This window comes from Pseudoalteromonas sp. MTN2-4 (genome assembly GCF_042848605.1).
Taxonomy (GTDB): domain Bacteria; phylum Pseudomonadota; class Gammaproteobacteria; order Enterobacterales; family Alteromonadaceae; genus Pseudoalteromonas.
Map to the genome: position 1 here is coordinate 290,523 of NZ_BTGK01000005.1, position 23,496 is coordinate 314,018.

A 23,496-nucleotide genomic window follows, 5' to 3' on the forward strand; every position below is an offset into this window, starting at 1 on the left:
TTATTATTATCCTCTCACGCAACAGCAGCCGTTTGCTGCTCTTTACGTCTTAACATTTCACCGGCTAATGCTAAATATGCTTTTGCACCGCTTGATGCTCTATCGTAATACATGGCTGGCGCACCGAAACTTGGCGCTTCGGCTAAACGGACATTTCTTGGGATCACAGTACGGTATACTTTCTCGCCAAAGTGCTGTTTTAATTGTTCAGATACATCATTGGCAAGTCGATTACGCGGATCGTACATAGTGCGTAGAATGCCTTCAATCTGTAAGTTAGGGTTTACCAACTTAGCAAGCTGAGTGATGGTATCCATCAAGGCAGTTAGACCTTCTAATGCGTAATATTCACATTGCATAGGCACTAAAACAGAATCCGCTGCCGCCATGGCATTGACTGTCAGCATATTCAATGAAGGCGGACAATCAATAAAAATAAATTCATACTGATCTTGAACTGCCTCTAAGGCATTTCTTAATCTTACTTCTCGAGCGAATAATTCCATTAATTTAACTTCTGCTGCGGTAACATCACCGTTTGCAGCAATTAAATGGTATTCGCCAGACGTTTCTTTACAAACCACGTCATTGATTGGTGTTTCTTCGATTAACAAATCGTAGATGGTGGCAACCTCGCCATACTTATCAACACCACTACCCATAGTGGCGTTACCTTGTGGGTCTAAATCGATAAGTAATACTTTGCGTTTGGTTGCGGCCATTGATGCGGCAAGGTTTACGGCGGTGGTTGTTTTACCCACGCCCCCTTTTTGGTTTGCGATTGCAATAACTTTTGCCACTTTACCCTCAACTTAGTCTTTTGACAGAATAATTAAATGTCGCTCAGCATCTAATTTAGGCACATCTAAACTAATATCTTGTTCGAACTTGGTACCTGCAGGCAGGTTTTCAAGTTCTTCATCAGGAAATTGCCCTTTCAAAGCAACAAATCGACCTGAATCATCAATTAAATGCGAACACCACTGCACCATATCTTGTAATGATGCAAATGCACGGCTTAGTACCCCGTCTAATTTAACACTTGGTTGATATTCTTCAACTCGAGACTGTACTGGCGTGACATTATCTAACCCTAATGCATGTTTCACCTGCATTAAGAAGCGCACACGTTTGCCTAAACTATCCAGTAATACAAATTGGGTATCAGGTAAAGCAATAGCAAGTACAATGCCCGGTAAGCCAGGGCCTGTACCTACATCAATATAATGCTTGCCTGTTAAGTGAGGCGCTACCACTAAACTATCCATGATATGTTTCACCATCATTTCTTTAGGATCACGCACAGAAGTTAAGTTGTAGGCTTTATTCCATTTATCAAGCAATTCGACATAAGCAACCAGTTGTTGCTGTTGTTTGTCGCTTAGCACAATATCCGTTTGTGCTAATAAAGAAGTCAGTAATGGTTGTAACACAGTCTACCCTTGCGGCTTATGCTGACTTACGAAGTAAGCCCTGCTTTTTCAAATAGACTAATAATAGCGAAATCGCTGCTGGGGTGATACCAGAAATACGAGATGCTTGACCAATAGTTTGCGGTCTGGCATCAGAAAGCTTGGCAACCACTTCATTCGATAAGCCACTTACTTGACTATAATCGTAGTCAGCAGGGATTTGTGTTTCTTCATGACGCATCAGTTTTTCGATTTCATCTTGCTGACGTGCAATATAACCTGCGTATTTGGTTTGGATCTCAACTTGCTCTAAGGCTTGCCAGTTGTCAGATTCAGATCCAAGCCCTTCGATGTTATATAGATCAGCTTGTGCGACTTCTGGACGACGGATCAGATCTTCTAAACTTGCTTCACGCGTTAATGGCTTTTTAAGCAGCGCATTAACTTGATCGAGTGCTGGGTGCTCTTTATGGATCCAAGTGCTGCGAACACGCTGTGTTTCTTGTTCCATCACTTCGAGTTTTTCATTGAAAGCCGCCCAGCGCTCATCATCGACTAAGCCTAGTTCACGACCTTTCTCTGTTAGGCGAAGATCAGCATTGTCTTCACGAAGAAGTAAACGGTATTCAGCACGGCTGGTAAACATACGGTATGGTTCTTTTGTACCTAATGTTGCAAGGTCGTCAATCAGTACACCTGTGTAAGCTTGGTCGCGACGTGGTGTCCAAGCATCTTTGCCCTGTACTTGTAATGCCGCATTCATACCTGCGATCAAACCTTGTGCACCGGCTTCTTCATAACCAGTTGTGCCATTGATCTGACCAGCGAAGAATAGGCCATTAATAAATTTAGTTTCTAAGGACTGTTTTAAATCACGCGGATCAAAGAAATCATATTCAATCGCATAACCAGGGCGACAGATGTGCGCGTTTTCAAACCCTTTAATTGAACGAACAATATCTAGTTGAATATCAAAAGGCAGGCTTGTCGAAATACCATTTGGATAAAGCTCATAAGACGTTAGGCCCTCAGGCTCAACAAAAATTTGGTGCTTTTCTTTATCTGCAAAACGAACCACTTTATCTTCAATAGATGGGCAATAGCGTGGACCAATACCTTCAATGACACCTGCGTACATTGGTGAGCGATGTAAATTATCACGGATCACATCATGGGTTTTCTCATTGGTATAAGTAATGTAGCAAGGGATCTGTTGTGGGTGATCGCTCTGCTTACCCATGAAAGAGAATACCGGTGTTGGCGTATCACCCGGTTGTTCTTGCATCACAGAAAAATCAACTGTACGGGCATCAATACGTGGTGGCGTACCCGTCTTAAGTCTATCAACTCTGAATGGCAGTTCTCTTAAGCGTTTTGCTAATGCGATAGAAGGTGGATCACCCGCTCTACCGCCAGAGAAGTTTTCTAAACCAATGTGAATCTGACCACCTAAGAATGTACCAACAGTTAATACTACCGTTTGCGCACTAAAGCGCAGACCCATTTGAGTCACAACGCCTTTAACTTGATCTTGTTCAACAATGAGATCATCACAAGACTGCTGGAAGATCTTCAAGTTTTCTTGATTTTGCAAAATGTCTTGGATCGCTGCTTTATAAAGTGCGCGATCAGCTTGTGCGCGAGTTGCTCTAACTGCAGGACCTTTAGACGAGTTTAAAGTTCTAAATTGGATCCCGCCTTTGTCGATCGCTTTGGCCATTGCACCACCAAGTGCATCGATCTCTTTTACCAGATGTCCTTTTCCGATCCCGCCAATTGCTGGGTTACATGACATTTGGCCTAAAGTATCCATATTATGGGTTAACAATAGGGTATTCATGCCCATGCGTGCAGCCGCTAATGCAGCTTCAGTACCTGCATGACCGCCACCAACAACTATTACATCAAAATGTTCATGATAAATCATCTACGGGATCCTACTTAAAACAACCGGTGAATTTTGAAAGGATGCGTATTCTACCTAGAAAAACTCAGAAGTGAAACGCTTAAATATTAAACAACCTAGAAAATACGAAAATGTGATCACTAAATATATATAAGGATCTTTTTAAAGATCTTTTATTAGATTTTATTATTAGTGATCGTGAGATCTGTGTGTAACTCTAACTACATCTTTAAAAGCATAAACTTAGATCAGATCAATAGGTGTGAATTAGATCGGATCTTACTCGGTATAAGCGTTGATCAAATCGGCGTTTTATTCACAACCTCAGATCGGGAAATATTTATCCAAGGGATAAGTATGCGTAGATCAGCAGTTAGATCAACGGTTATCCACAATCCGATCTAATATATGGGGATTTTGTGAATAACTTCTGTGTAAAAGATCTTTCTAATTATCTGCCAATTTCTCGATCAAGTTTGGCAACCAAGCTAAAGCGGTATCTTCTGGCAAGGCTTCATCAAGCACATTGATCTCTAATGGTGCTAATAAAGACTGTGATCCTTTACTTTTTAACAGTGCATCACAGTTCTTTGCTGCATAGTTATAGGTGTCGTAACTACTGTCGCCAATTCCGACAACTGTATGTTTGAGCTGTGATAAAGAAGATTGCGCTGTTATTTGCTCAATAAATGACAGTAAATTGTCTGGATAATCTCCAGCACCATAAGTAGAGGTTACCACCAGCCAGTTTGCCTGTTGGCAATCATCAAAGTTTGGTTGTTCATGTAACACGGTTTCGAAACCTTGATCTTCAAGGGCTTCTTGTAGTTGCTCAGCGACATACTCTGCTGATCCCATCTGGCTACCTACAATGATGTCGACTTGCGGCATTTTACTCATCCTATCTACTTTGAGGGGCTATCATAATGTGCCTGTGGAAGAAGTAAAGAGGGGATTTAAACTTGGGATAACTTTTAATGCCTATGAAATCAGCGTTTATCACTCAATATATTGATTTATAATAAAATAATAATTTATTCCTCGCTGTTTTTTAGTTGTTAATTTGTGGATAAACTGAGTGAAAGTTGCGTCTAGTTTATTTTCTTCGGTGAGTTGACGGGCTTAAAAAGATCTTCTTTTAGGTTTTTGTGTTGATATTTTAGCAATGTGGATAGGCTGCTTGTGTATAACTCGAACTTGTTTATTTTGCTACACTTACTTTTGGATCTAAAAAATAAGTTTATATAATTAAATGTTCTATAAATTCTGAAAATAGATCCGAATAAGGTGATCAAAGGTCTATTTATTGGTCTGATCAAAGTGCGCTTTGCAGGCTGATCGGCTCTGAGGTCTGTTTTTTCTCGAATGAGATCGCTTTTTGGTGACGTTTTTTGTCTGATTTTATCCAAGGATGCCTTAAAAGTTGGTGGGGTTGCAGCATAACGGTGAGAAGAATTTAAGGTTTTTAACTTAATTTGATGAAATAATGGGCTGGCTATTAGGGAAATGAGCGTCACAATAGGGGGGATGCGACGCTTGAAGTATGTATACCGTTACTTACCGATACAAAATGAGCTGAAGATCTTACCAAGTAGATCATCTGAGCTAAATTCACCGGTGATCTCATTTAAATGTTGCTGAGTGAGGCGCAATTCTTCAGCCAAGATCTCGCCAGCTACATGCATTTCTAGCTGCGTTTGTCCGATATCTAAATGCTCGGCGGCACGCTCTAAGGCGTCTAAATGACGACGTCTTGCCATAAATCCGCCTTCAGTGGCACCGGTAAAACCAATACATTCTTTGAGATGTTCACGCAGTAAATCGACACCTTCGGTGCTTTTAGCACTTAAGCGAAGTAGGGGATACTGACCCGCTTTATCGAGGTTTACCGCTTCATTTGAGAGATCGATTTTGTTGCGTACCACAGTCACTTTCATGCCATCAGGCAACTGCTGCATAAACTCAGGCCAGATCTGCATAGGGTCGGTCTCTGTGGTATCTGTGCCATCAACCATAAATAACACATGATCGGCTTGGCGAATTTCATCCCATGCGCGCTCAATACCGATTTGCTCCACTTTATCAGGGCTTTCGCGAAGACCTGCTGTATCAATGATATGTAGCGGCATACCATCAATGTGAATGTGCTCCCTCAGTACATCTCTCGTGGTGCCGGCGATATCAGTCACGATGGCCGCTTCTCGTCCTGCTAGGGCATTAAGCAGCGATGATTTACCTGCATTAGGACGTCCAGCAATCACCACGCGCATACCTTCACGCATAATGCTGCCTTGCTTCGCTTGTTGGCGCACTTCATCAAGCTGCGTGATGATGGCTGCTAAGTCGCCTGCTACTTTACCATCCGATAAAAAATCAATTTCTTCATCTGGGAAGTCGATAGCAGCTTCAACATACATACGTAGGTGAATGACTTTTTCCACCAGCGTGTGAATGTGTTTTGAGAAATCACCTTGCAGCGAGTGTAGGGCACTTTTTGCTGCTTGCTCGCTGGTTGCATTGATCAAGTCAGCAATGGCTTCAGCTTGGGTTAAATCCATTTTATCGTTTAAGAAAGCACGTTCTGAGAATTCACCAGGTTGCGCTAAACGTACGCCTTCAATCTGGCAGATCTCTTTTAACAGCATGTCTATTACAACGGGTCCACCGTGGCCTTGAAGCTCTAATACGTCTTCGCCAGTGAAAGAGTGTGGGTTATTGAAGAATAGGGCAATACCTTGGTCAAGCTGCGTACCCGCAAGGCTATTGAAAGAGAGATATTCAGCATATCTCGGCTTTGGGCATTTGCCTAAAATCTTTTCGGCTACGTTAGTAGATAAGCTACCCGAAACTCGGATGATGCCTACACCACCACGACCGGGCGCGGTTGCTTGAGCGACTATGGTGTCTTGATTAATCATGGATTCTTTTGCTGAGCAATTACAATACTGCAATTGTACTCTAAAGCATCAGTGTCAGCCAGATTGGGCAGAGTTGAGAAATGTTAGTTATCAAGGCTGAAACAAAAACGCCTGCAATAAGCAGGCGTTTTGAAGTGTTTAAAGTCGGCGATTAGTCGCGAACTTTGATCCCTTGTTTTTCCATCCCACGGTAGATGTAAAGCATCTGTGCAATGGTGATCAAGTTAGATACTAACCAGTAAAGTACTAGACCTGATGGGAATGGGAATAAGATGAAGAAGAACGTAAATACGATTGGCATGTACGTCATCATCTTTTGTTGCATAGGATCAGTCACTGTCATTGGTTGCAGTTTCTGCGTTAAGAACATACTTGCACCAAATAGAATCGGTAATACGTAGTATGGGTCTTTTGCAGATAGGTCTGTTAGCCAGAACATGAATTCAGCATGACGTAATTCAGGTGACTCTAGGAATACATAGAATAGCGCTAAGAAAATTGGCATTTGCAGTAATAGCGGCAAACAACCACCCATAGGGTTTACTTTCTCTTTGCGGTAAAGCTCCATAGTGGCTTGACCCATCTTTTGACGGTCATCACCATAGCGCTCTTTTAATTGCATCATTTTAGGTTGTAGAGCACGCATCTTAGCCATAGACGTGTACTGCGCTTTAGTCAGAGGATAAAGTGCCATCTTAACTAAAATAGTGATAGCGATGATGGCTAAACCCCAGTTTCCAACTCCACCAAGGTCAACATCAAATAGCCCTAAGAATGACCCTTCACCAGAGTAAATGAATTTTAGTAAATCTAATAGTGGCTGAGAAATAAACCATAACCAACCAAAGTCTACCGCTAAATCTAGGTCTTCATGGATGGCTTCAAGTGAATCACCATCTTTTGGACCCATATAGAAAGTTGAGTTAATGTTGGTCGTGCTGTTTGCTTGTACATTTACCGCTTCGCCTTTAATACCAATAATACCTTGGTTATTACGCAGTAATGTATAAACCGTGTTGTTTACGGTTTGGTCTGGTACCCAAGCACTTAAGAAGTAGTGCTGAATGAAAGCAATATAACCACCTTGTGTGTTTTTGCTTAAGTTCGCTTCAGCCATATCTTCGAAGCTATACTTTTCGTAAGGCTCTTCAGAGGTACCATACGTTGCGCCTAAGTAAGTTTGGTCAACCATGCTGCCTTTTGGTTGCACAGTGCGCTTAACTTGCGTGTAAAGCTGGACTTGGATTGGGTCAGCAGTGGTGTTGTTGACTGTGTATTCCAGTGCAACATCATACTTACCTGCTTTAAATACATAGGTTTTTGTGTACTGAACACCTTTGTTATCAACAAAAGTCAGTGGTACACGTAACTCATCGCCTGATAGTTCATACGCTTTTTGTGGCGCGGTGTAAACAGGGCGACCTTCAGGGTTTGCATCCGGACCATGTAAGCCAATTAAACCGCTTTGTGAAATATATTGGCGGCCTTCAAATTCACCTAACAATAGGAAAGGAGTATCGCTGCCATGTGTTTCTGCGTGTTGTAATAACTTCGCTTCAACAACATCACCGCCTTTGGTGTCAATTTTTACATCTAGTACGTCAGTTTTAACTGTGATAACTGAACGAACTGCTTTAGTAACTGCGGCTGGTACATCGTTTTGAGTTGATGCTGGCACATCATCATCTTGCGCGATTGATGAAGAAGGTGCAGTGACTTGTTGTGTAGTGGCACTGGTATCGGCATTCGCTTGAAGTTTTTCATTATTCCACTCTTGGAACAATAAAAACGACACAAGCAATAAACCGATAAATAAAAACGTGCGTTGTGATTCCATAACAGCTCTTATTTCTCGTGTTGGTGTTTAACTTTGTTGGACTTCTCAGGTACGGGGTCATCCCCACCTGCGCTTAAAGGGTGACATTTTAATATGCGTTTGAGCGCTAACCAACTCCCTTTTATCGATCCATGACAATTAATTGCCTGAATTGCATAACTGGAGCATGTTGGATTAAAGCGACAGTGAGAACCAAGTAACGGGCTAATAAAATTTTGATAGCCTTTAATTAGCACAATTAAAGCAAGTTTCGGCAGGGTTAATAGCCATGCAAGGGTCAACTTTTTTCTAGCTTGTGCCATGGTCACGCATTGAATGTTTAAAAGGTGAGCTAAAGATACCTTAAATAGGGGGGTAAAGCTATTCAGCAGAAGTTTAATACACTACTTTTGCTGAGTTTTAGCTGGTTTCTTACCTTTATAAGGACGCTTTTTGTAAGGTTTAGGTTTTGGTGCACCTGGCTTACAACGTTCATTTATTTTTAACCAAAGTTTATTAAGCTGTTTTGTTAGCTCTTCATTTGATTGTTCATCAACACCAGATTTAACCATCAAGACAATATCGATGTTATCAAGTTTATGTTGATTTAAACGAAAGCTCTCACGGGCAAGGCGTTTAATGCGGTTTCTTTGAACAGCTAGTTTACAACGTTTTTTAGCAACCGTTAGACCTAGTCTTGGTTGACCAGCTTCATTTGGTTTAGCTAATAAAGTAAAGAAGGGTGTTGCTGCACGAGCAGGTTCATTGAATATGCGGGAGTAGTGCGAGGGAGTTAACAGACGTAACTCCCTGCCAAAGCTAAAGCTTTCCACTAATGATTAAGCAGAAAGTACTTTACGACCTTTAGCACGACGACGTGCTAAAACTTTACGGCCGTTAGCAGTAGCCATACGTGCACGGAAACCGTGAGTACGCTTACGCTTTAATACGCTAGGTTGAAAAGTTCTTTTCATAACAATTCCATCCGATCGGTTAAGGTTAAAACATCCTATGCAGGTCGCGATCCTGGCACAGGTGCCATTGCGAGCGCGAGATTTTAATGCCGAGGACGACGAAAGTCAATGATAATCTCATTTACAGGGCAAAATAGTTGTAAAAGTAATCAACTTGATTGGCCCTATATAAAAGCGGCTGCATTATACCCGTGATCGAGATAAAAAGGATAGCAGATCTTAAAGGATCTGATCTTATTTGGGTTTTCCACAGGTCTTGGGGTCAATCTGAACAAAAGCTTGGGAAAACTTAATTTGATCACAATTATTACGTGTGATCTTGGTCGTTTTTTGTTATGATCTATTGCTCGGATCTAAAATAAAAACTCTTAAAAAACAGTTGTTTAATTATTTTTATCAACAAGATCCTAGTTTTTGCAAAAGTCAATATTGAAGTTGTGGATAAGATCAATTCATAATACCCGGCTTCCGCTTATATTTTGTGATAATAATTAATCAATTCTCGTACTCTTTACGATGTACGGGAATATTAACCCATTGGAGTTGTTCAGCGTGTATCTGTCTGTTTGGCAAAGTTGTTTATATGTGTTGCAAGATGAATTGCCATCTCAGCAATTTAGTATGTGGGTCAGGCCACTGCAAGCAGAGAGTACCGATGATACTTTGACCATTTATGCACCTAATCGCTTTGTTTTAGATTGGGTTAGAGAAAAATATCTCAACCGCATTAATGAGTTATTAGTTGAAATTTGTGGCGATGAAGCGCCTGAGTTGCGTTTTGACGTTGGCACTCCTGCGGCCGCTCAAGTGAATACTGCTGCAGAGCAGAGTAATAATGTCTCACCTCAAGCGACTAGCAGCGAACAAGCTCAAGTAACAGCTCAGCCTGTTGCTGATCAAAAAGTAGAGCCTGCACCTAAATCTGGTTATAAATCTAATATTAAAGAAAACTATACGTTTGATAACTTCGTTGAAGGTAAATCAAACCAGTTAGCTAAAGCGGCTGCAACGCAAGTTGCCGATAACCCGGGTAATGCGTTCAACCCTGTCTTTATATATGGTGGTACGGGTTTAGGTAAAACTCACCTTTTACACGCGGTGGGTAATGGCATCATGGAAAAGAAAAAAGATGCCAAAATTGTCTACATGCACTCTGAGCGTTTTGTTCAAGATATGGTAAAAGCATTACAAAATAATGCCATTGAAGAGTTTAAGCGTTATTACCGCAGCGTTGACGCTTTGATGATCGATGACATTCAATTTTTCGCAAACAAAGAGCGTTCGCAAGAAGAGTTTTTCCATACCTTTAATGCTTTATTAGAAGGTAACCAGCAAATTATTTTAACCTCAGACCGTTACCCAAAAGAAATTGAAGGGGTCGAAGACAGATTAAAATCTCGTTTTGGTTGGGGGTTAACCATTGCCATTGAGCCACCTGAACTTGAAACGCGTGTGGCAATCCTGATGAAGAAAGCACAGCAAAGTAATATCAATTTACCGCATGAAGTGGCTTTCTTTATCGCGAAAAAATTGCGTTCAAATGTACGTGAATTAGAAGGGGCGCTAAACCGTGTTATTGCAAATGCAAACTTCACAGGTCGTCCAATTTCTATCGATTTCGTAAAAGAAGCACTGCGTGACTTATTAGCACTACAAGATAAGTTGGTTACGATCGATAACATTCAACGTACTGTTGCCGAGTACTATCGTATTCGCGTTTCTGATCTATTATCTAAACGTCGTAGTCGTTCGGTTGCAAGACCAAGACAAGTGGCTATGGCGTTATCTAAAGAATTAACAAACCACAGCTTACCTGAAATTGGTGATGCATTTGGTGGTCGAGATCACACGACCGTGTTACATGCTTGTCGTAAGGTAAAATCACTTCGTGACGAAAGTCATGAGGTAAAAGAAGATTATCAAAATTTAATTAGAACATTGTCGTCTTAATTTTCGGGCTTAATTTATTATGCAAATTACAATTTCAAGAGAGCAATTTTTAAAGCCGTTAATGCAGGTTTCTGGTGCCATTGAGCGCAAACACACGCTACCTATTCTTTCTAATGTATTGTTAGAAATTAAAGGCGGTGTGTTGGCGATGACGGGGACTGATTTAGAGATTGAATTGGTTGCAAGTTCGCACCTTGAAAATCCAGCTGAAGACGCCAAGTTGACTTTGCCGGCTAAGAAGCTACTCGATATCTGTAAAAGCTTACCTGATGGTTCAGAACTCACTTTTTCGATGCAAGAGCATCAAGTGCTTCTAACCAGTGGGAAAAGTCGTTTTTCATTAACGACGTTGGCAGCTGAAGACTTTCCAAACCTCGAACAGTGGGATGGTGAAGTTGAATTCAAGACGACCCGTTTAGAGTTAAGACGCTTACTAGAAAGCACGCATTTCTCAATGGCGAACCAAGATGTCCGTTATTATCTAAATGGTATGTCATTTGAAGTGGATAACAGTGAAATTAAAACCGTTGCCACTGACGGTCACCGTTTAGCAATTGCGGCTCAGCCATTAGCTGAATCTTTAAATACGCAGCGTCAGTTAATTATTCCGCGAAAGGGTGTTCAAGAAATTATGCGCCTTTTGCCTGCTGACGATGAACTAATCACAATTCAGTTTGGTGCGAACCATGTGCGCTTAATTGATGGTGAGTTTACTTTTACCAGTAAATTGGTTGATGGCCGTTTTCCTGATTATCGTCGTGTACTACCACGTGGTGGTGATAAATTAGTAACTGCAAATCGTGAATGGTTACGTAGTGCATTCCAACGTGTTTCTATTTTATCGAATGAAAAGTTCCGTGGTGTTCGTCTTAATTTATCAAGTGGTTTATTGAAGATCACAGCGAACAATCCTGAACAAGAACAGGCAGAAGAAGTGGTTGAAGTGGGTTATCAAGGCGATGACTTAGAAATTGGCTTTAACGTTTCTTATGTTTTAGATGTGTTGAATACTCTAAAAACTGAAGATGTTCAGTTCACTTTATCTGACTCAAACTCAAGTGCATTAATTGAGGGCGTAAGCCAAGATGATGCAATGTATGTTGTGATGCCAATGCGTCTATAGTTTATGAGCTTGAATCATATTAGCCTCAATCATTTTCGAAATATTGAGGCTTTATCTTTTCAGCCAAGCGCAGACATTAATATCATCTATGGTGCGAATGGCAGTGGAAAAACCAGTCTTCTCGAAGCCATCTATTTTCTTTCTCACGGTAAATCTTTTCGCACTAACAAGCAGAAACTCCTTATTCACTACGAACAAGACGCTTGTATTGTTCATGCTAAAAAACAACACCTTAACTTGTCTATACCTGTAGGTATTAGTAAAAATAAGCAGGGTGAAACACAGCTTAAAATACAAGGTCAAGCGAGTAGAAAAATCTCGGAGTTGGCGCAACTTTTACCAGTGCAAGTTATTACACCTGAAAGCTACGAGTTGTTTTTTGGTGGCCCTAAAGAACGTAGAAAGTTTTTAGATTTAGGTGTGTTCCACGTGGAACAATCTTTTTTTAATGCCTGGCGTCAGTTCAATAAAATTCTGAAGCAACGCAACGCACTCCTTAAATCCCGTCCACATAATTACGCCGAGCAAATCAAATTCTGGGACGTTGAATTTGTTAAGGTGGCTGATCAAATAAATATCGCAAGAAAAGCCTATATAGAGAGGTTTAATGCGTATTTTTTTGATAAAATAGTGGGTCAAATACCTATATTTTCTGGCCTAGAATTACGTTATGATGCTGGTTGGAAAGAAGACTTAGCTAGCACGCTAAAAGCGAACTTTGAGCGTGACGTTAAGCTTGGCTATACAAGTAAAGGACCGCATAAAGCTGATTTTAGCTTTTATATAAATGGTCATAGTATAGAAAATATTTTTTCTCGGGGTCAGTTAAAGCTGTTGTTGTATGCGTTAAAGATTACGCAAAACACCTTAATTGAGACCGAAACTAAAAAGCAGTCAATTTTGCTTATCGATGACTTGCCCTCAGAGCTAGGGGAAGAAACGATGAAAAGCGTGGCTGAATTATTAAAATTATGTCAGTCACAGCTATTTATTACGGCTATTACTGCTGAAAGTATTTCTGCTGTTGTGGAACCAATACAAAGAGAAAAGAAAATGTTCCACGTGAAACATGGCAGTTTAACAACATAAAATTGGAAGAAACCCATGTCTGAAAATTACGATTCGTCCAGTATTAAAGTACTGAAAGGATTGGATGCGGTAAGAAAGCGTCCGGGAATGTATATAGGGGATACAGATGATGGCACTGGTCTTCATCATATGGTATTCGAAGTAGTAGATAACTCTATCGATGAAGCATTAGCTGGCTATTGTGATGATATCTTCGTAACTATTCATACTGACGGCTCTGTATCAGTTCGAGATAATGGACGTGGTATTCCTACCTCTATTCACCCTGAAGAAGGTGTATCTGCTGCCGAAGTTATCATGACGGTGCTTCATGCCGGTGGTAAATTCGACGACAACTCATATAAAGTATCAGGTGGTCTTCACGGTGTAGGTGTTTCAGTAGTAAACGCGCTATCTGAAAAGTTACAACTTACAATCCGCCGTGAAGGAAAACTTCACCAGCAAAAATATACGATGGGTGTACCAGATGCACCGTTAGCGGAGATTGGTGAATCTGAAACTACAGGTACTGAGTTACGCTTCTGGCCAAGTGCTGAAACTTTTTCTGATACAAATTTCCACTACGATATTCTTGCAAAACGTCTTCGTGAACTTTCATTCCTTAACTCTGGTGTAAGTATTATCCTGACTGATGAGCGTGAAGATAATAAGCAAGACCACTTTAAATATGAAGGTGGTATTCAAGCTTTCGTTGAATATCTAAACCGTAAGAAAACACCTGTACATCAGAATGTATTCAACTTCACTTCTGAACGTGAAGATGGCATTAGTGTTGAAGTATCAATGCAGTGGAATGACGGTTTCCAAGAAAACATCTACTGTTTCACGAACAATATTCCTCAGCGTGACGGTGGTACTCACTTAGCGGGTTTCCGTGCAGCACTGACTCGTACGCTGAACAACTACATGGAAAAAGAAGGCTTTAACAAGAAAGCTAAAACAGCAAGTAACGCGACAGGTGATGATGCGCGTGAAGGCCTAACAGCTGTTGTAAGTGTTAAAGTACCAGATCCAAAGTTCTCTTCTCAGACCAAAGATAAACTTGTATCAAGTGAAGTTAAGTCAGCTGTTGAACAAGCCATGGCTGAAAAACTTAATGAGTATCTACTAGAAAACCCGGGTGATGCGAAGACGGTAGTAAATAAGATCATTGATGCTGCTCGTGCGCGTGAAGCGGCACGTAAAGCACGTGAAATGACTCGCCGTAAAGGCGCAATGGATTTAGCGGGCTTACCTGGTAAGCTGGCTGATTGCCAAGAAAAAGACCCAGCACTTTCTGAACTATATATAGTGGAGGGTGACTCGGCGGGTGGTTCTGCGAAGCAAGGTCGTAACCGTAAGAACCAAGCAATCCTGCCGCTGAAAGGTAAAATTCTGAACGTTGAGAAAGCACGCTTTGATAAGATGCTATCTTCTCAAGAAGTTGCAACGCTTATTACTGCACTTGGTTGTGGCATTGGCCGTGACGAATACAACCCAGAAAAGCTGCGTTATCACCGTATCATCATAATGACCGATGCTGACGTCGATGGTTCGCACATTCGTACGTTACTATTGACCTTCTTCTACCGTCAGATGCCAGAAATCATTGAACGTGGTTATGTTTATATTGCCCAGCCGCCACTTTATAAAGTGAAGAAAGGTAAGCAAGAGCAGTACATTAAAGATGAAAATGCGCTTACTGGCTACTTATTAGAATTAGCATTAAATGGTGCTGCTTTATATCCAGCTGAAGGTGCTGCTGCAATTGAAGGCAATGCACTAGCAAATATCGTTTATGATTATCAGAAAACGGTAGAAGTGTTAGAGCGATTAAATCGTAAATACCCAGCATCAGTAACGAATCGTTTAATCTATCAACCTGAGATCACAGAAGCTGATCTATCTGATAAAGACAAAGTAACTAGCTGGACAGAACGTTTAGTCGCTGACCTTGTAGAAAAAGATGAAGATGCAACTATCTTTAATGCTGAAGTAGCGTACGACGAAGAGCGTCATATGTACTACCCAGTGGTTAAGATCCGTCAGCATGGTGTTGATAAAGCTTATACACTAGACTACAGCTTCATTACGTCTAAAGATTATTTACGTATCGCAAACACAGGTAAGCAAATGGCGAACTTGATGGAAGAGAGCGGTTACGTGCAACGTGGTGAGAAGACACACCCAGTTACTGACTTTGTATCAGGCCTTGATTGGTTAGTGAGTGAATCTAAGCGTGGCTTGTATACACAACGCTATAAAGGATTGGGTGAAATGAACCCAGACCAGCTTTGGGAAACAACGATGGATCCAGGTGCACGTCGTATGCTTCAGGTAACCATTGAAGATGCTATTGCAGCTGACCAATTGTTTGCGACACTAATGGGTGACCAAGTTGAACCTCGTCGTGAGTTCATCGAAAGCAATGCATTACGTGTTGTGAACTTAGACGTTTAATCGAGTTCTAAAATAATATTTAAAAAGGCGGGTTTTCCCGCCTTTTTTTATGTTTGATGCTTAAAACCCTGCACAGCACGCGGTATACTGAGCATAATTTTCAATCACAAAACCCTGCGCTAATAGCCACTCTGTGAGCTCCACTATGCGCAATGAGCCAAATTAAATTAAGCCAACTATGCAAAAATACGATTTAAAAACCTTTCAAGGCTTGATCCTGGCACTACAGGATTACTGGGCACAGCAAGGCTGTGTGATCGCTCAGCCACTTGATATGGAAGTAGGCGCGGGTACATTCCACCCACTGACATTCTTAAAATCAATTGGCCCAGAGCCAATGTCGAGTGCTTATGTGCAACCGTGTCGTCGCCCTACAGATGGCCGCTACGGTGAGAACCCAAACCGTCTTCAACATTACTACCAATTTCAAGTTGTGTTAAAGCCATCTCCAGATAATATTCAAGAGCTGTATTTAGGCTCTCTAGCTGCGATGGGCATCGATACGTTAACGCATGAAGTTCGTTTCGTAGAAGACAACTGGGAATCACCAACACTAGGTGCTTGGGGTCTTGGTTGGGAAGTGTGGTTAAATGGTATGGAGGTGACTCAGTTCACCTACTTCCAACAGGTGGGCGGCTTAGAATGCGCACCGGTAACTGGCGAAATTACTTACGGTCTAGAGCGTCTTGCTATGTATATACAAGGTGTAGATAGTATTTATGACTTAGTATGGACTGATGGCCCAATGGGTAAAGTCACGTACGGTGATGTATTCCATCAGAACGAAGTTGAGCAGTCGACGTATAACTTTGAGCACGCGAATGTTGATGCTTTATTTGCACAGTTTGATCAGTGTGAGAAAGAAAGTGAAAAACTAATCGCAGCAGGTTTACCACTGCCAGCATACGAGCAGGTGATGAAAGCATCTCATGCCTTCAATTTATTAGATGCCCGTCATGCTATCTCAGTAACAGAGCGTCAACGTTATATCCTTCGTGTACGCGCATTATCTAAAGCTTGTGCACAGGCATATTATGAAGCGCGTGAAGCGCTTGGTTTCCCGCTTTGTAAGGACTGAACATGACAACTGAAAATTTATTAGTAGAAATTGGTACTGAAGAGTTACCACCAAAATCACTGCGCAAACTAGCGACGGCGTTTGCAGACAACCTAACTGAAGAGTTGAAAGCATTAGAGTTATCTTTCGATAGCATTAATTGGTATGCATCACCACGTCGTTTAGGTTTAAAGGTTGCAGCGCTTGCGACTGAACAACAAGATAAAGTTGTAGAAAAGCGTGGTCCTGCCACTAAGGCAGCTTTTGATGCGGACGGTAATCCAACTAAAGCAGCCATGGGTTGGGCGCGTGGTTGTGGTATCGAAGTGAGCGAAGCAGAGACGCTAGAAACAGAAAAGGGTGCTTGGTTACTTCACCGTGCAACAGTAAAAGGTCAAGCGGCTACAGAGCTACTTGCTGATGCAATTAATAAAGCGCTGGCTAAATTACCTATTCCAAAACCTATGCGTTGGGGCGCGAATAAAACACAGTTTATTCGTCCTGTGCATACTGTGGCTGCTCTTCTTGGTGACACACAAGTACAAGGTGAAGTACTAGGTAAAGCGATCAGTAATGAACTACAAGGTCACCGTTTCCATCATCCAGCTCGTGTAACTGTAAACCATGCTGATGAGGTATTCGAAACGCTTAAGTCAGCTTATGTTGTTGCAGACTACGAAGCGCGTAAAGCACAAATTCGTGCACAAATCGAAGAAGCAGCAGCGGAAGTTGACGCGGTTGTGGCAATGGATGAAGACCTACTTGAAGAAGTGACTTCACTCGTTGAGTGGCCGGTTACACTAACAGCGTCATTCGAAGAAGAGTTCTTAGCTGTGCCTGACGAAGCACTTATCTATACCATGAAGGACGACCAAAAGTACTTCCCGTTATTAGACAAAGCAGGCAACTTAATTAATAAGTTCTTATTTGTGTCTAACATCGAAAGTAAAGATCCAAGTGTGGTTATCTCAGGTAACGAAAAGGTTGTTCGTCCTCGTCTAGCTGATGCACAGTTCTTCTTTGAAACCGATAAAAAGAAAACCCTTGATAGCCGCCTAGAATCTTTAGGTAGCGTATTGTTCCAAAAGCAGCTTGGTACTTTAAAAGACAAGTCAGAGCGCATTGCGGCGCTAGCTGGTTATATCGCTGAGCAAGTTGGTGCAGACAAGGCACTAGCTGAGCGTGCAGGTCTATTAAGTAAAACAGATCTAATGACTGAAATGGTCATGGAGTTCACTGACGTACAAGGTGTAATGGGTATGCATTACGCACGTATTGACGGCGAGGCAGAAGAAGTCGCGCTAGCACAAAACGAGCAATATATGCCGCGTTTTGCTGGTGATAACTTACCATCAAATCCTATCAGCTATGCTGTTGCATTGGCAGATAAGTTCGACACGTTAGTGGGTATCTTTGGTATTGGTCAAGCACCAAAAGGTGACAAAGACCCGTTTGCACTTCGTCGTGCAGCCATCGGTGCACTTCGTATCATGGTTGAGAAAGAGCTTAAGTTAGACATCCATGACATTGTTGCTAAGTCTCAGGAATTATTTGCTGATAAACTAAGTAATGACAATGTGGCTGAAGATGTATTCGAATTTATGCTAGGACGTTTCCGCGCTTGGTACCAAGATGAAGGTATCAGTGTTGATGTGATCCAAGCAGTATTAGCGCGTCGTCCATCTTCACCAGCTGATTTCGACCGTCGTGTTAAAGCGGTAAGTCACTTCCGTACATTGGCAGAAGCTGAAAGTTTGGCTGCAGCGAATAAGCGTGTAAATAATATTCTTGCTAAGAATAATGTGACTAGTGATGCAGCTGTAGATAACGCTTTATTAGCTGAAGACGCTGAGAAAGTGCTAGCTGCACAAGTTGCAGAGTTAACGGAGGCGCTTGCTCCTGTATACGCAGCTGGCGATTATCAAGGTGCATTAACACAATTGGCAAGCCTACGTGAAGCGGTAGATAACTTCTTCGATAACGTGATGGTAATGGCTGATGATGAAGCGGTGAAGAATAACCGTTTAGCACTGCTAAGTCAGTTAAGTCGCTTGTTCTTAAATACAGCGGATATCTCTGTTTTACAGAACTAGTCGAGCTGATAAAAAACTTAAAAGGCCAACCCTATGAGGTTGGCTTTTTGTCATTTAGTGTTAGAGAGTTATAAATTCTTTTACACAATACTTCGCACTTTTACAGTTATTTAGATTCTAATGAACATCAATTAGAAGAGCTCAGAACAAGCTGAGCGAAATGGCTGAGAGGAATTTAAAAGTATGAAAAAACTATCCGCAGCGTTAATGGCTTTATTACTTTCTGCATGTTCGAGTCAGGTATATGTTCCAGGCCAAGAAACTATTCAGCCTAATGTAAAACCCCTCGATAGAGACATGTATCTGCGTGGTGATTTCACCTTATGGGATGCAGAGCCTCACTATAAACTGGGCGCACAACAACCGGGTATTTACACGGTACGCGCAAAGTTTATGACGCCGGGCAAAGTGTATGAATTTAAAATTGCCGATGAGTCCTGGAGTAAAGGCTTTAACTGTGGTTATCAGTCGTCAGGCTCACTGCAATTAAATAAACCAATACCAGCGAACTGTGACACGGTATATAACTACTTTAGTTTTGCACCAAGTAAAAAGGGCTGGTACACCATCACCTTTGATTATCGAAACTCAGCATCACCTATGGTCATGGTGAGTAAAGGGTAAGTTAAAGCGAACGAATGCTTTACAAAAAAGGGCTTATTTGCCCTTTTTTACTAGGTAACGGAAAGGTGCTTGTTCAACTTCTTTGGCAACCAATGTATGGTCCATAAATTCACAGAAGCTTGGAATGTCTCGGGTAGTTGATGGGTCATCGGCGATAATTAATAACGTTTCACCATCAGACATTTTTCTCACCGCACCACGTACCATCATCACAGGCTCAGGACAACGAAGACCGATTGCATCTAATGTATGATCGGGATTAGAAAATGGCATGGTGACTCTCTTAAACAAGCTGAAAATAGGGCGAATATTTTACCCACTGCGCGATGACAAATAAACCATCACAAGCTGCTAATTTGAGCTTTATAGAGATTTAGAACCCAAAACGAAAAAAGGCAAAGCGTTTTCACACTTTGCCTTTGTACCAGCATTCTTGACTGAAATACTGGTTCACCAAGTTGAGTTTTGCGTTTTGAATAATTTCTCGACAAGAGAAATGAGCGCAAGCGCTTTAACAGCTCACTTACTAAGTAAGCTGTTTGGGCTTATTCTACGCGCTCAAACACCGTTGCGATGCCTTGGCCTAAACCAATGCACATGGTGGCTAAACCATATTTTGCACCTTTGTCTTCCATCAAGTGGATTAGTGACGTACTGATACGTGAACCCGAACAACCCAGTGGGTGACCTAGGGCAATCGCACCACCATTTAGATTCACTTTCTCGTCTGCCACTTCAAGTAGACCAAGATCTTTTAATACAGGTAGAGACTGTGCAGCAAATGCTTCGTTAAGCTCAGCTACATCGATATCATCAATGGTGATACCTGCTTGCTTAAGTGCTTTCTTACTCGCAGGAACCGGACCGTAACCCATGATTGATGGATCGCAGCCTGCCACCGCCATTGACTTAACACGGGCACGAATAGGTAAGCCTAGTGCTTTGGCTTTCTCTTCACTCATTACGAGCATCACAGATGCACCATCTGACAGTGCTGATGAAGTACCCGCAGTCACCGTACCTGAAGCTGGGTTAAAAACAGGGCGAAGTTGCGATAAACCTTCAAGTGTTGTCTCTGGACGAATTACTTCGTCGTTTTCTACTAATACTGGCACGCCATCATCATCGTGACCTTCAGTTGGTAAAATCTCACGAGCGAAACGACCTTCAACGGTCGCAGCATGTGCACGTTGGTGTGAACGTACCGCGAATGCATCTTGTTGCTCACGGCTGATACCATGAATCGTTGCAAGGTACTCGGCCGTTAAACCCATTGAGCCAGCAGCTTGTGCCACTGAAGTTGATAAGCCTGGGTGGAAATCAACACCGTGTGTCATAGGTACATGACCCATATGCTCAACACCACCGATAAGGTAAGTGTCACCAGCACCTGTCATGATTGCGCGTGCTGCATCATGCAGTGCCTGCATTGATGAGCCACATAAACGGTTAACGGTAACCGCTGGCACTGTGTGAGGAATACCAGCAAGCAGTGCTGCATTACGCGCTACATTAAAGCCTTGCTCAAGAGTTTGCTGAACACAACCCCAGTAGATGTCGTCGATGCTTGCTGGATCAACTTGTGGGTTACGCTCAAGAATACCTTTCATTAGGTGTGCACTTAAGTCTTCTGCGCGACGGTGTTTGAACACACCGTTTTTAGAGCGGCCCATTGGCGTACGAAGACAATCAACGATTACTGCATTTTGCATAGTCATGTTATTGGCCCTCCACGGCATAGAATACTTTACCTTCAGTCGCCCATTGACGTGTCTGTTCTGATACTTGGTAAATTTCACCTAGATGTGCATACTTGTCAGCCATAGCAACAAAATTAGCTAGACCAATTTGATCTAGATAACGGAATGCACCGCCTCTGAATGGAGGGAAGCCAATACCGTAAATAAGCGCCATATCTGCTTCTTGTGGAGAAGCGACAATACCTTCTTGTAAGCAAAGTAGAACTTCGTTAATCATTGGCACCATACAACGCTCAATGATGGTTTGTTTATCAAACTCAGTTGCAGAGTCACAAATACTACTTAATAGTGCAACTGCATCAGCGTCTTTAGTTTTCTTAAGGCGACCGCGACGATCTGGGGCATATTGGTAGAAACCTTTTTGGTTCTTCTGACCAAAACGTTCGGCATTAGCAAGTACCGCAACTGGATCTTTATCTTGGCGAGCCATACGAGTAGGGAAGCCATCCGCCATCACGCCCGTACAATGGTTAGCTGTATCGATACCGACAACGTCTAGTAGATATGCTGGGCCCATAGGCCAACCAAATACGTTTTCCATGACCTTATCAACTTTAGTAAAGTCAGCGCCTTCAACAACGAGTTTGCTGAAACCTGCAAAGTAAGGGAAAAGTACACGGTTAACAAAGAAACCCGGGCAATCGTTTACAACGATAGGTGACTTGCCAAGTTTTAATGCGTAATCAACTACGGCAGCAACTGTTTCATCTGAGGTCTTTTCACCACGAATGATCTCAACAAGCGGCATTTTTGGCACTGGGTTGAAAAAGTGCATACCACAGAAGTGCTCTGGCTTTTCTAATGCTTCAGCCAGTTCATCAATGCGGATTGTCGATGTGTTCGAGGTTAAAATAGTGCCTTCAGGTAATTGCTTTTCAAGACCAGCAAGCACCGTTTTCTTCACTTGTGGGTGCTCAACAACGGCTTCAACCACAATGTCAGAGCCAGCTAAATCAGCATCATTCAGTGTTGGCTTGATCTTACCTAGCGTGCCAACCATCTTGTCTAGCTTCATGTGACCGCGTTCTACTTTTTTACCAAGTAGCGTTGCTGCTTCATTCATGCCTAGATCAAGGGCCGCTTGGTTGATGTCTTTCATGACAATCGGCGTGCCTTTATAAGCAGATTGGTAAGCGATACCGCCACCCATAATACCTGCACCTAGTACTGCGGCTTGTTTAATCTCAGTAGAAGATTGCTTAGCTTGCTTCTTTGCCACACCTTTGATGTATTGGTCAGCTAAGAAGATACCCGTTTGCGCGGCCGCTTCTGCTGTTTTAGCCAGCTTTGCGAAGTTGGCATTTTCAATGGCCATGGCTTCATCGCGCTTTGCATTCGCAGCGGCTTTAATCGTTCTTACAGCCATTACAGGTGCAGGATAGTGACCTTTGGTTTTACCCATTACTAGGCCTTCAGCCATTGCGAAGCTCATGCCTTGCTCAACACGGTTTAGTTTCAGTGGGTCAAGTTTTAGTTGACGCTTTGCACGCCAATCAAGTTTGCCCGCTACAGCTTGCTCAAGGGTTTTTACTGCTGCTTCTACTAATTTTTCTTTTGCAACCACACCGTCTACCGCACCGACTTTCAATGCGTCTGCTGCACGGTTTTCTTTACCTGTGGTGATCCACGTCATGGCATTATCAGCACCAATAATACGTGGTAAGCGTACCGTACCGCCAAAACCAGGCATGATCCCTAATTTAACTTCTGGTAGGCCAATTTTTGCTTTTTGACTTGCGATACGATAATCCGTAGCAAGTAACCATTCACACCCACCGCCGAGTGCAAGGCCATCAATAGCAGATGCAGTTGGGAATGGTAAGTCTTCAATGGCATCGAAAACATCTGTTGCTGACTTGATCCAACCAACGAGTTCTTCTTCTGGGCGTTGGAAAGTCGGTAAGAATTCAAAAATGTCGGCGCCGATGATGAAATGGTCTTTGTCACTGGTGAAAACCATCGCCGCGATATCATCGCGTTGGCTAAGTTCGGCAAATGCTTTGCCACATTCTTGTAGGGTTTGCTGAGAGAGTTTGTTTACCGAACCTGGCATACAAAACTTGAACTCAGCGATATTGCCTTTGTAAAAATCAACTACAAAGGACTCGCTCTTGTATAACATGCTTGTTCTCCCGTGTTATTACACTGGTACGATGAGTTGTTAATTTACTCAGTTTGGACCCTTTAAATTAAAATTGCAATGAAAAATTTACCCCAGGTTTACGCCTGCCTTAAAAATTTGCAGTTGAGCTGCTAAGGTGGTTGAGTGACACCATGCTCAAGTCATTTTTATCTTAATGGCGTTTGGTCTTGATTACCGTTGATGTGCAAACTT

Annotated in this window: 19 protein-coding genes; 7 read left to right on the forward strand and 12 right to left on the reverse strand. The window is 42.2% G+C overall.

The genetic code is table 11. From position 1 onward, the window contains the following. Positions 1–14 precede the first annotated feature (14 nt). From ACGHEH_RS14275 to rpmH, 9 genes are all read right to left on the reverse strand, one after another. Complete coding sequence (locus ACGHEH_RS14275; RefSeq protein WP_058031487.1) at positions 15–800, reverse strand: ParA family protein; 786 nt, start codon at positions 798–800, stop codon at positions 15–17. A 12-nt stretch (positions 801–812) separates the two neighbouring features. Further along, complete coding sequence (rsmG, locus tag ACGHEH_RS14280; protein WP_058031488.1) at positions 813–1,433, reverse strand: 16S rRNA (guanine(527)-N(7))-methyltransferase RsmG; 621 nt, start codon at positions 1,431–1,433, stop codon at positions 813–815. Between the two features lie 16 nt (positions 1,434–1,449). Next, complete coding sequence (gene mnmG, locus ACGHEH_RS14285) at positions 1,450–3,339, reverse strand: tRNA uridine-5-carboxymethylaminomethyl(34) synthesis enzyme MnmG (protein ID WP_390446454.1); 1,890 nt, start codon at positions 3,337–3,339, stop codon at positions 1,450–1,452. 426 nt (positions 3,340–3,765) lie between these two features. Then, positions 3,766–4,209 (reverse strand): FMN-binding protein MioC, encoded by a 444-nt coding sequence (gene mioC / locus ACGHEH_RS14290; protein ID WP_390446515.1) that lies wholly within the window; start codon positions 4,207–4,209, stop codon positions 3,766–3,768. A gap of 662 nt (positions 4,210–4,871) precedes the next feature. Next, a complete protein-coding gene (mnmE, locus tag ACGHEH_RS14295) occupies positions 4,872–6,236 on the reverse strand; it encodes a tRNA uridine-5-carboxymethylaminomethyl(34) synthesis GTPase MnmE (protein WP_390446456.1) in 1,365 nt (454 codons plus the stop codon). Between the two features lie 151 nt (positions 6,237–6,387). Next, positions 6,388–8,073, reverse strand: coding sequence for a membrane protein insertase YidC (gene yidC, locus ACGHEH_RS14300; RefSeq protein WP_390446458.1), 1,686 nt, complete (start codon positions 8,071–8,073; stop codon positions 6,388–6,390). Positions 8,074–8,081: 8 nt separating this feature from the next. Then, a complete protein-coding gene (gene yidD, locus ACGHEH_RS14305) occupies positions 8,082–8,375 on the reverse strand; it encodes a membrane protein insertion efficiency factor YidD (protein ID WP_390446460.1) in 294 nt (97 codons plus the stop codon). An 81-nt stretch (positions 8,376–8,456) separates the two neighbouring features. Beyond that, the gene (rnpA, locus tag ACGHEH_RS14310; protein ID WP_058031496.1) at positions 8,457–8,885 is read right to left on the reverse strand and encodes a ribonuclease P protein component; all 429 of its coding nucleotides are present in this window, start codon (positions 8,883–8,885) and stop codon (positions 8,457–8,459) included. A gap of 6 nt (positions 8,886–8,891) precedes the next feature. Next, positions 8,892–9,026 (reverse strand): 50S ribosomal protein L34, encoded by a 135-nt coding sequence (rpmH, locus tag ACGHEH_RS14315; RefSeq protein ID WP_008488847.1) that lies wholly within the window; start codon positions 9,024–9,026, stop codon positions 8,892–8,894. A gap of 621 nt (positions 9,027–9,647) precedes the next feature. Here rpmH and dnaA point away from each other — a divergent pair. From dnaA to ACGHEH_RS14350, 7 genes are all read left to right on the forward strand, one after another. Next, complete coding sequence (dnaA, locus tag ACGHEH_RS14320) at positions 9,648–10,976, forward strand: chromosomal replication initiator protein DnaA (RefSeq protein ID WP_390446517.1); 1,329 nt, start codon at positions 9,648–9,650, stop codon at positions 10,974–10,976. 19 nt (positions 10,977–10,995) lie between these two features. Further along, complete coding sequence (gene dnaN, locus ACGHEH_RS14325) at positions 10,996–12,099, forward strand: DNA polymerase III subunit beta (protein ID WP_130254917.1); 1,104 nt, start codon at positions 10,996–10,998, stop codon at positions 12,097–12,099. 3 nt (positions 12,100–12,102) lie between these two features. Further along, entirely contained in the window at positions 12,103–13,188 is a 1,086-nt protein-coding gene (recF, locus tag ACGHEH_RS14330; RefSeq protein ID WP_390446462.1) for a DNA replication/repair protein RecF, read from the forward strand. Positions 13,189–13,203: 15 nt separating this feature from the next. Next, positions 13,204–15,627, forward strand: a complete 2,424-nt coding sequence (gyrB, locus tag ACGHEH_RS14335) for a DNA topoisomerase (ATP-hydrolyzing) subunit B (protein ID WP_390446464.1) — start codon at positions 13,204–13,206, stop codon at positions 15,625–15,627. 178 nt (positions 15,628–15,805) lie between these two features. After that, on the forward strand, positions 15,806–16,705 hold the full coding sequence (glyQ, locus tag ACGHEH_RS14340) for a glycine--tRNA ligase subunit alpha (RefSeq protein ID WP_390446466.1): 900 nt from the start codon (positions 15,806–15,808) through the stop codon (positions 16,703–16,705). A gap of 2 nt (positions 16,706–16,707) precedes the next feature. Beyond that, positions 16,708–18,777, forward strand: a complete 2,070-nt coding sequence (gene glyS / locus ACGHEH_RS14345) for a glycine--tRNA ligase subunit beta (RefSeq protein ID WP_390446468.1) — start codon at positions 16,708–16,710, stop codon at positions 18,775–18,777. Positions 18,778–18,960: 183 nt separating this feature from the next. Beyond that, positions 18,961–19,401 (forward strand): hypothetical protein, encoded by a 441-nt coding sequence (locus ACGHEH_RS14350; protein WP_390446470.1) that lies wholly within the window; start codon positions 18,961–18,963, stop codon positions 19,399–19,401. A gap of 33 nt (positions 19,402–19,434) precedes the next feature. On the opposite strand, the gene tusA is transcribed toward ACGHEH_RS14350, so the two are convergent. From tusA to fadB, 3 genes are all read right to left on the reverse strand, one after another. Continuing rightward, positions 19,435–19,674 carry a sulfurtransferase TusA gene (tusA, locus tag ACGHEH_RS14355; RefSeq protein WP_058028286.1) on the reverse strand — a complete coding sequence of 80 codons (240 nt, stop codon included), beginning with the start codon at positions 19,672–19,674 and terminating at the stop codon, positions 19,435–19,437. 272 nt (positions 19,675–19,946) lie between these two features. Beyond that, the gene (gene fadA, locus ACGHEH_RS14360; protein WP_058031497.1) at positions 19,947–21,113 is read right to left on the reverse strand and encodes an acetyl-CoA C-acyltransferase FadA; all 1,167 of its coding nucleotides are present in this window, start codon (positions 21,111–21,113) and stop codon (positions 19,947–19,949) included. A 7-nt stretch (positions 21,114–21,120) separates the two neighbouring features. After that, entirely contained in the window at positions 21,121–23,283 is a 2,163-nt protein-coding gene (gene fadB / locus ACGHEH_RS14365) for a fatty acid oxidation complex subunit alpha FadB (RefSeq protein ID WP_390446472.1), read from the reverse strand. Between the last annotated feature and the right edge of the window lie 213 nt (positions 23,284–23,496).

Coding starts and splice junctions, on each gene's coding strand:
- mnmE (WP_390446456.1), bottom strand. CDS start 6,236: ATGATTAATCAAGACACCATAGTCGCTCAAGCAACCGCGCCCGGTCGT.
- yidD (WP_390446460.1), bottom strand. CDS start 8,375: ATGGCACAAGCTAGAAAAAAGTTGACCCTTGCATGGCTATTAACCCTG.
- rpmH (WP_008488847.1), bottom strand. CDS start 9,026: ATGAAAAGAACTTTTCAACCTAGCGTATTAAAGCGTAAGCGTACTCAC.
- glyS (WP_390446468.1), top strand. CDS start 16,708: ATGACAACTGAAAATTTATTAGTAGAAATTGGTACTGAAGAGTTACCA.
- dnaA (WP_390446517.1), top strand. CDS start 9,648: ATGTGGGTCAGGCCACTGCAAGCAGAGAGTACCGATGATACTTTGACC.
- mnmG (WP_390446454.1), bottom strand. CDS start 3,339: ATGATTTATCATGAACATTTTGATGTAATAGTTGTTGGTGGCGGTCAT.
- mioC (WP_390446515.1), bottom strand. CDS start 4,209: ATGCCGCAAGTCGACATCATTGTAGGTAGCCAGATGGGATCAGCAGAG.
- tusA (WP_058028286.1), bottom strand. CDS start 19,674: ATGCCATTTTCTAATCCCGATCATACATTAGATGCAATCGGTCTTCGT.
- gyrB (WP_390446464.1), top strand. CDS start 13,204: ATGTCTGAAAATTACGATTCGTCCAGTATTAAAGTACTGAAAGGATTG.
- fadA (WP_058031497.1), bottom strand. CDS start 21,113: ATGCAAAATGCAGTAATCGTTGATTGTCTTCGTACGCCAATGGGCCGC.
- dnaN (WP_130254917.1), top strand. CDS start 10,996: ATGCAAATTACAATTTCAAGAGAGCAATTTTTAAAGCCGTTAATGCAG.
- glyQ (WP_390446466.1), top strand. CDS start 15,806: ATGCAAAAATACGATTTAAAAACCTTTCAAGGCTTGATCCTGGCACTA.
- yidC (WP_390446458.1), bottom strand. CDS start 8,073: ATGGAATCACAACGCACGTTTTTATTTATCGGTTTATTGCTTGTGTCG.
- ACGHEH_RS14350 (WP_390446470.1), top strand. CDS start 18,961: ATGAAAAAACTATCCGCAGCGTTAATGGCTTTATTACTTTCTGCATGT.
- recF (WP_390446462.1), top strand. CDS start 12,103: ATGAGCTTGAATCATATTAGCCTCAATCATTTTCGAAATATTGAGGCT.
- fadB (WP_390446472.1), bottom strand. CDS start 23,283: ATGTTATACAAGAGCGAGTCCTTTGTAGTTGATTTTTACAAAGGCAAT.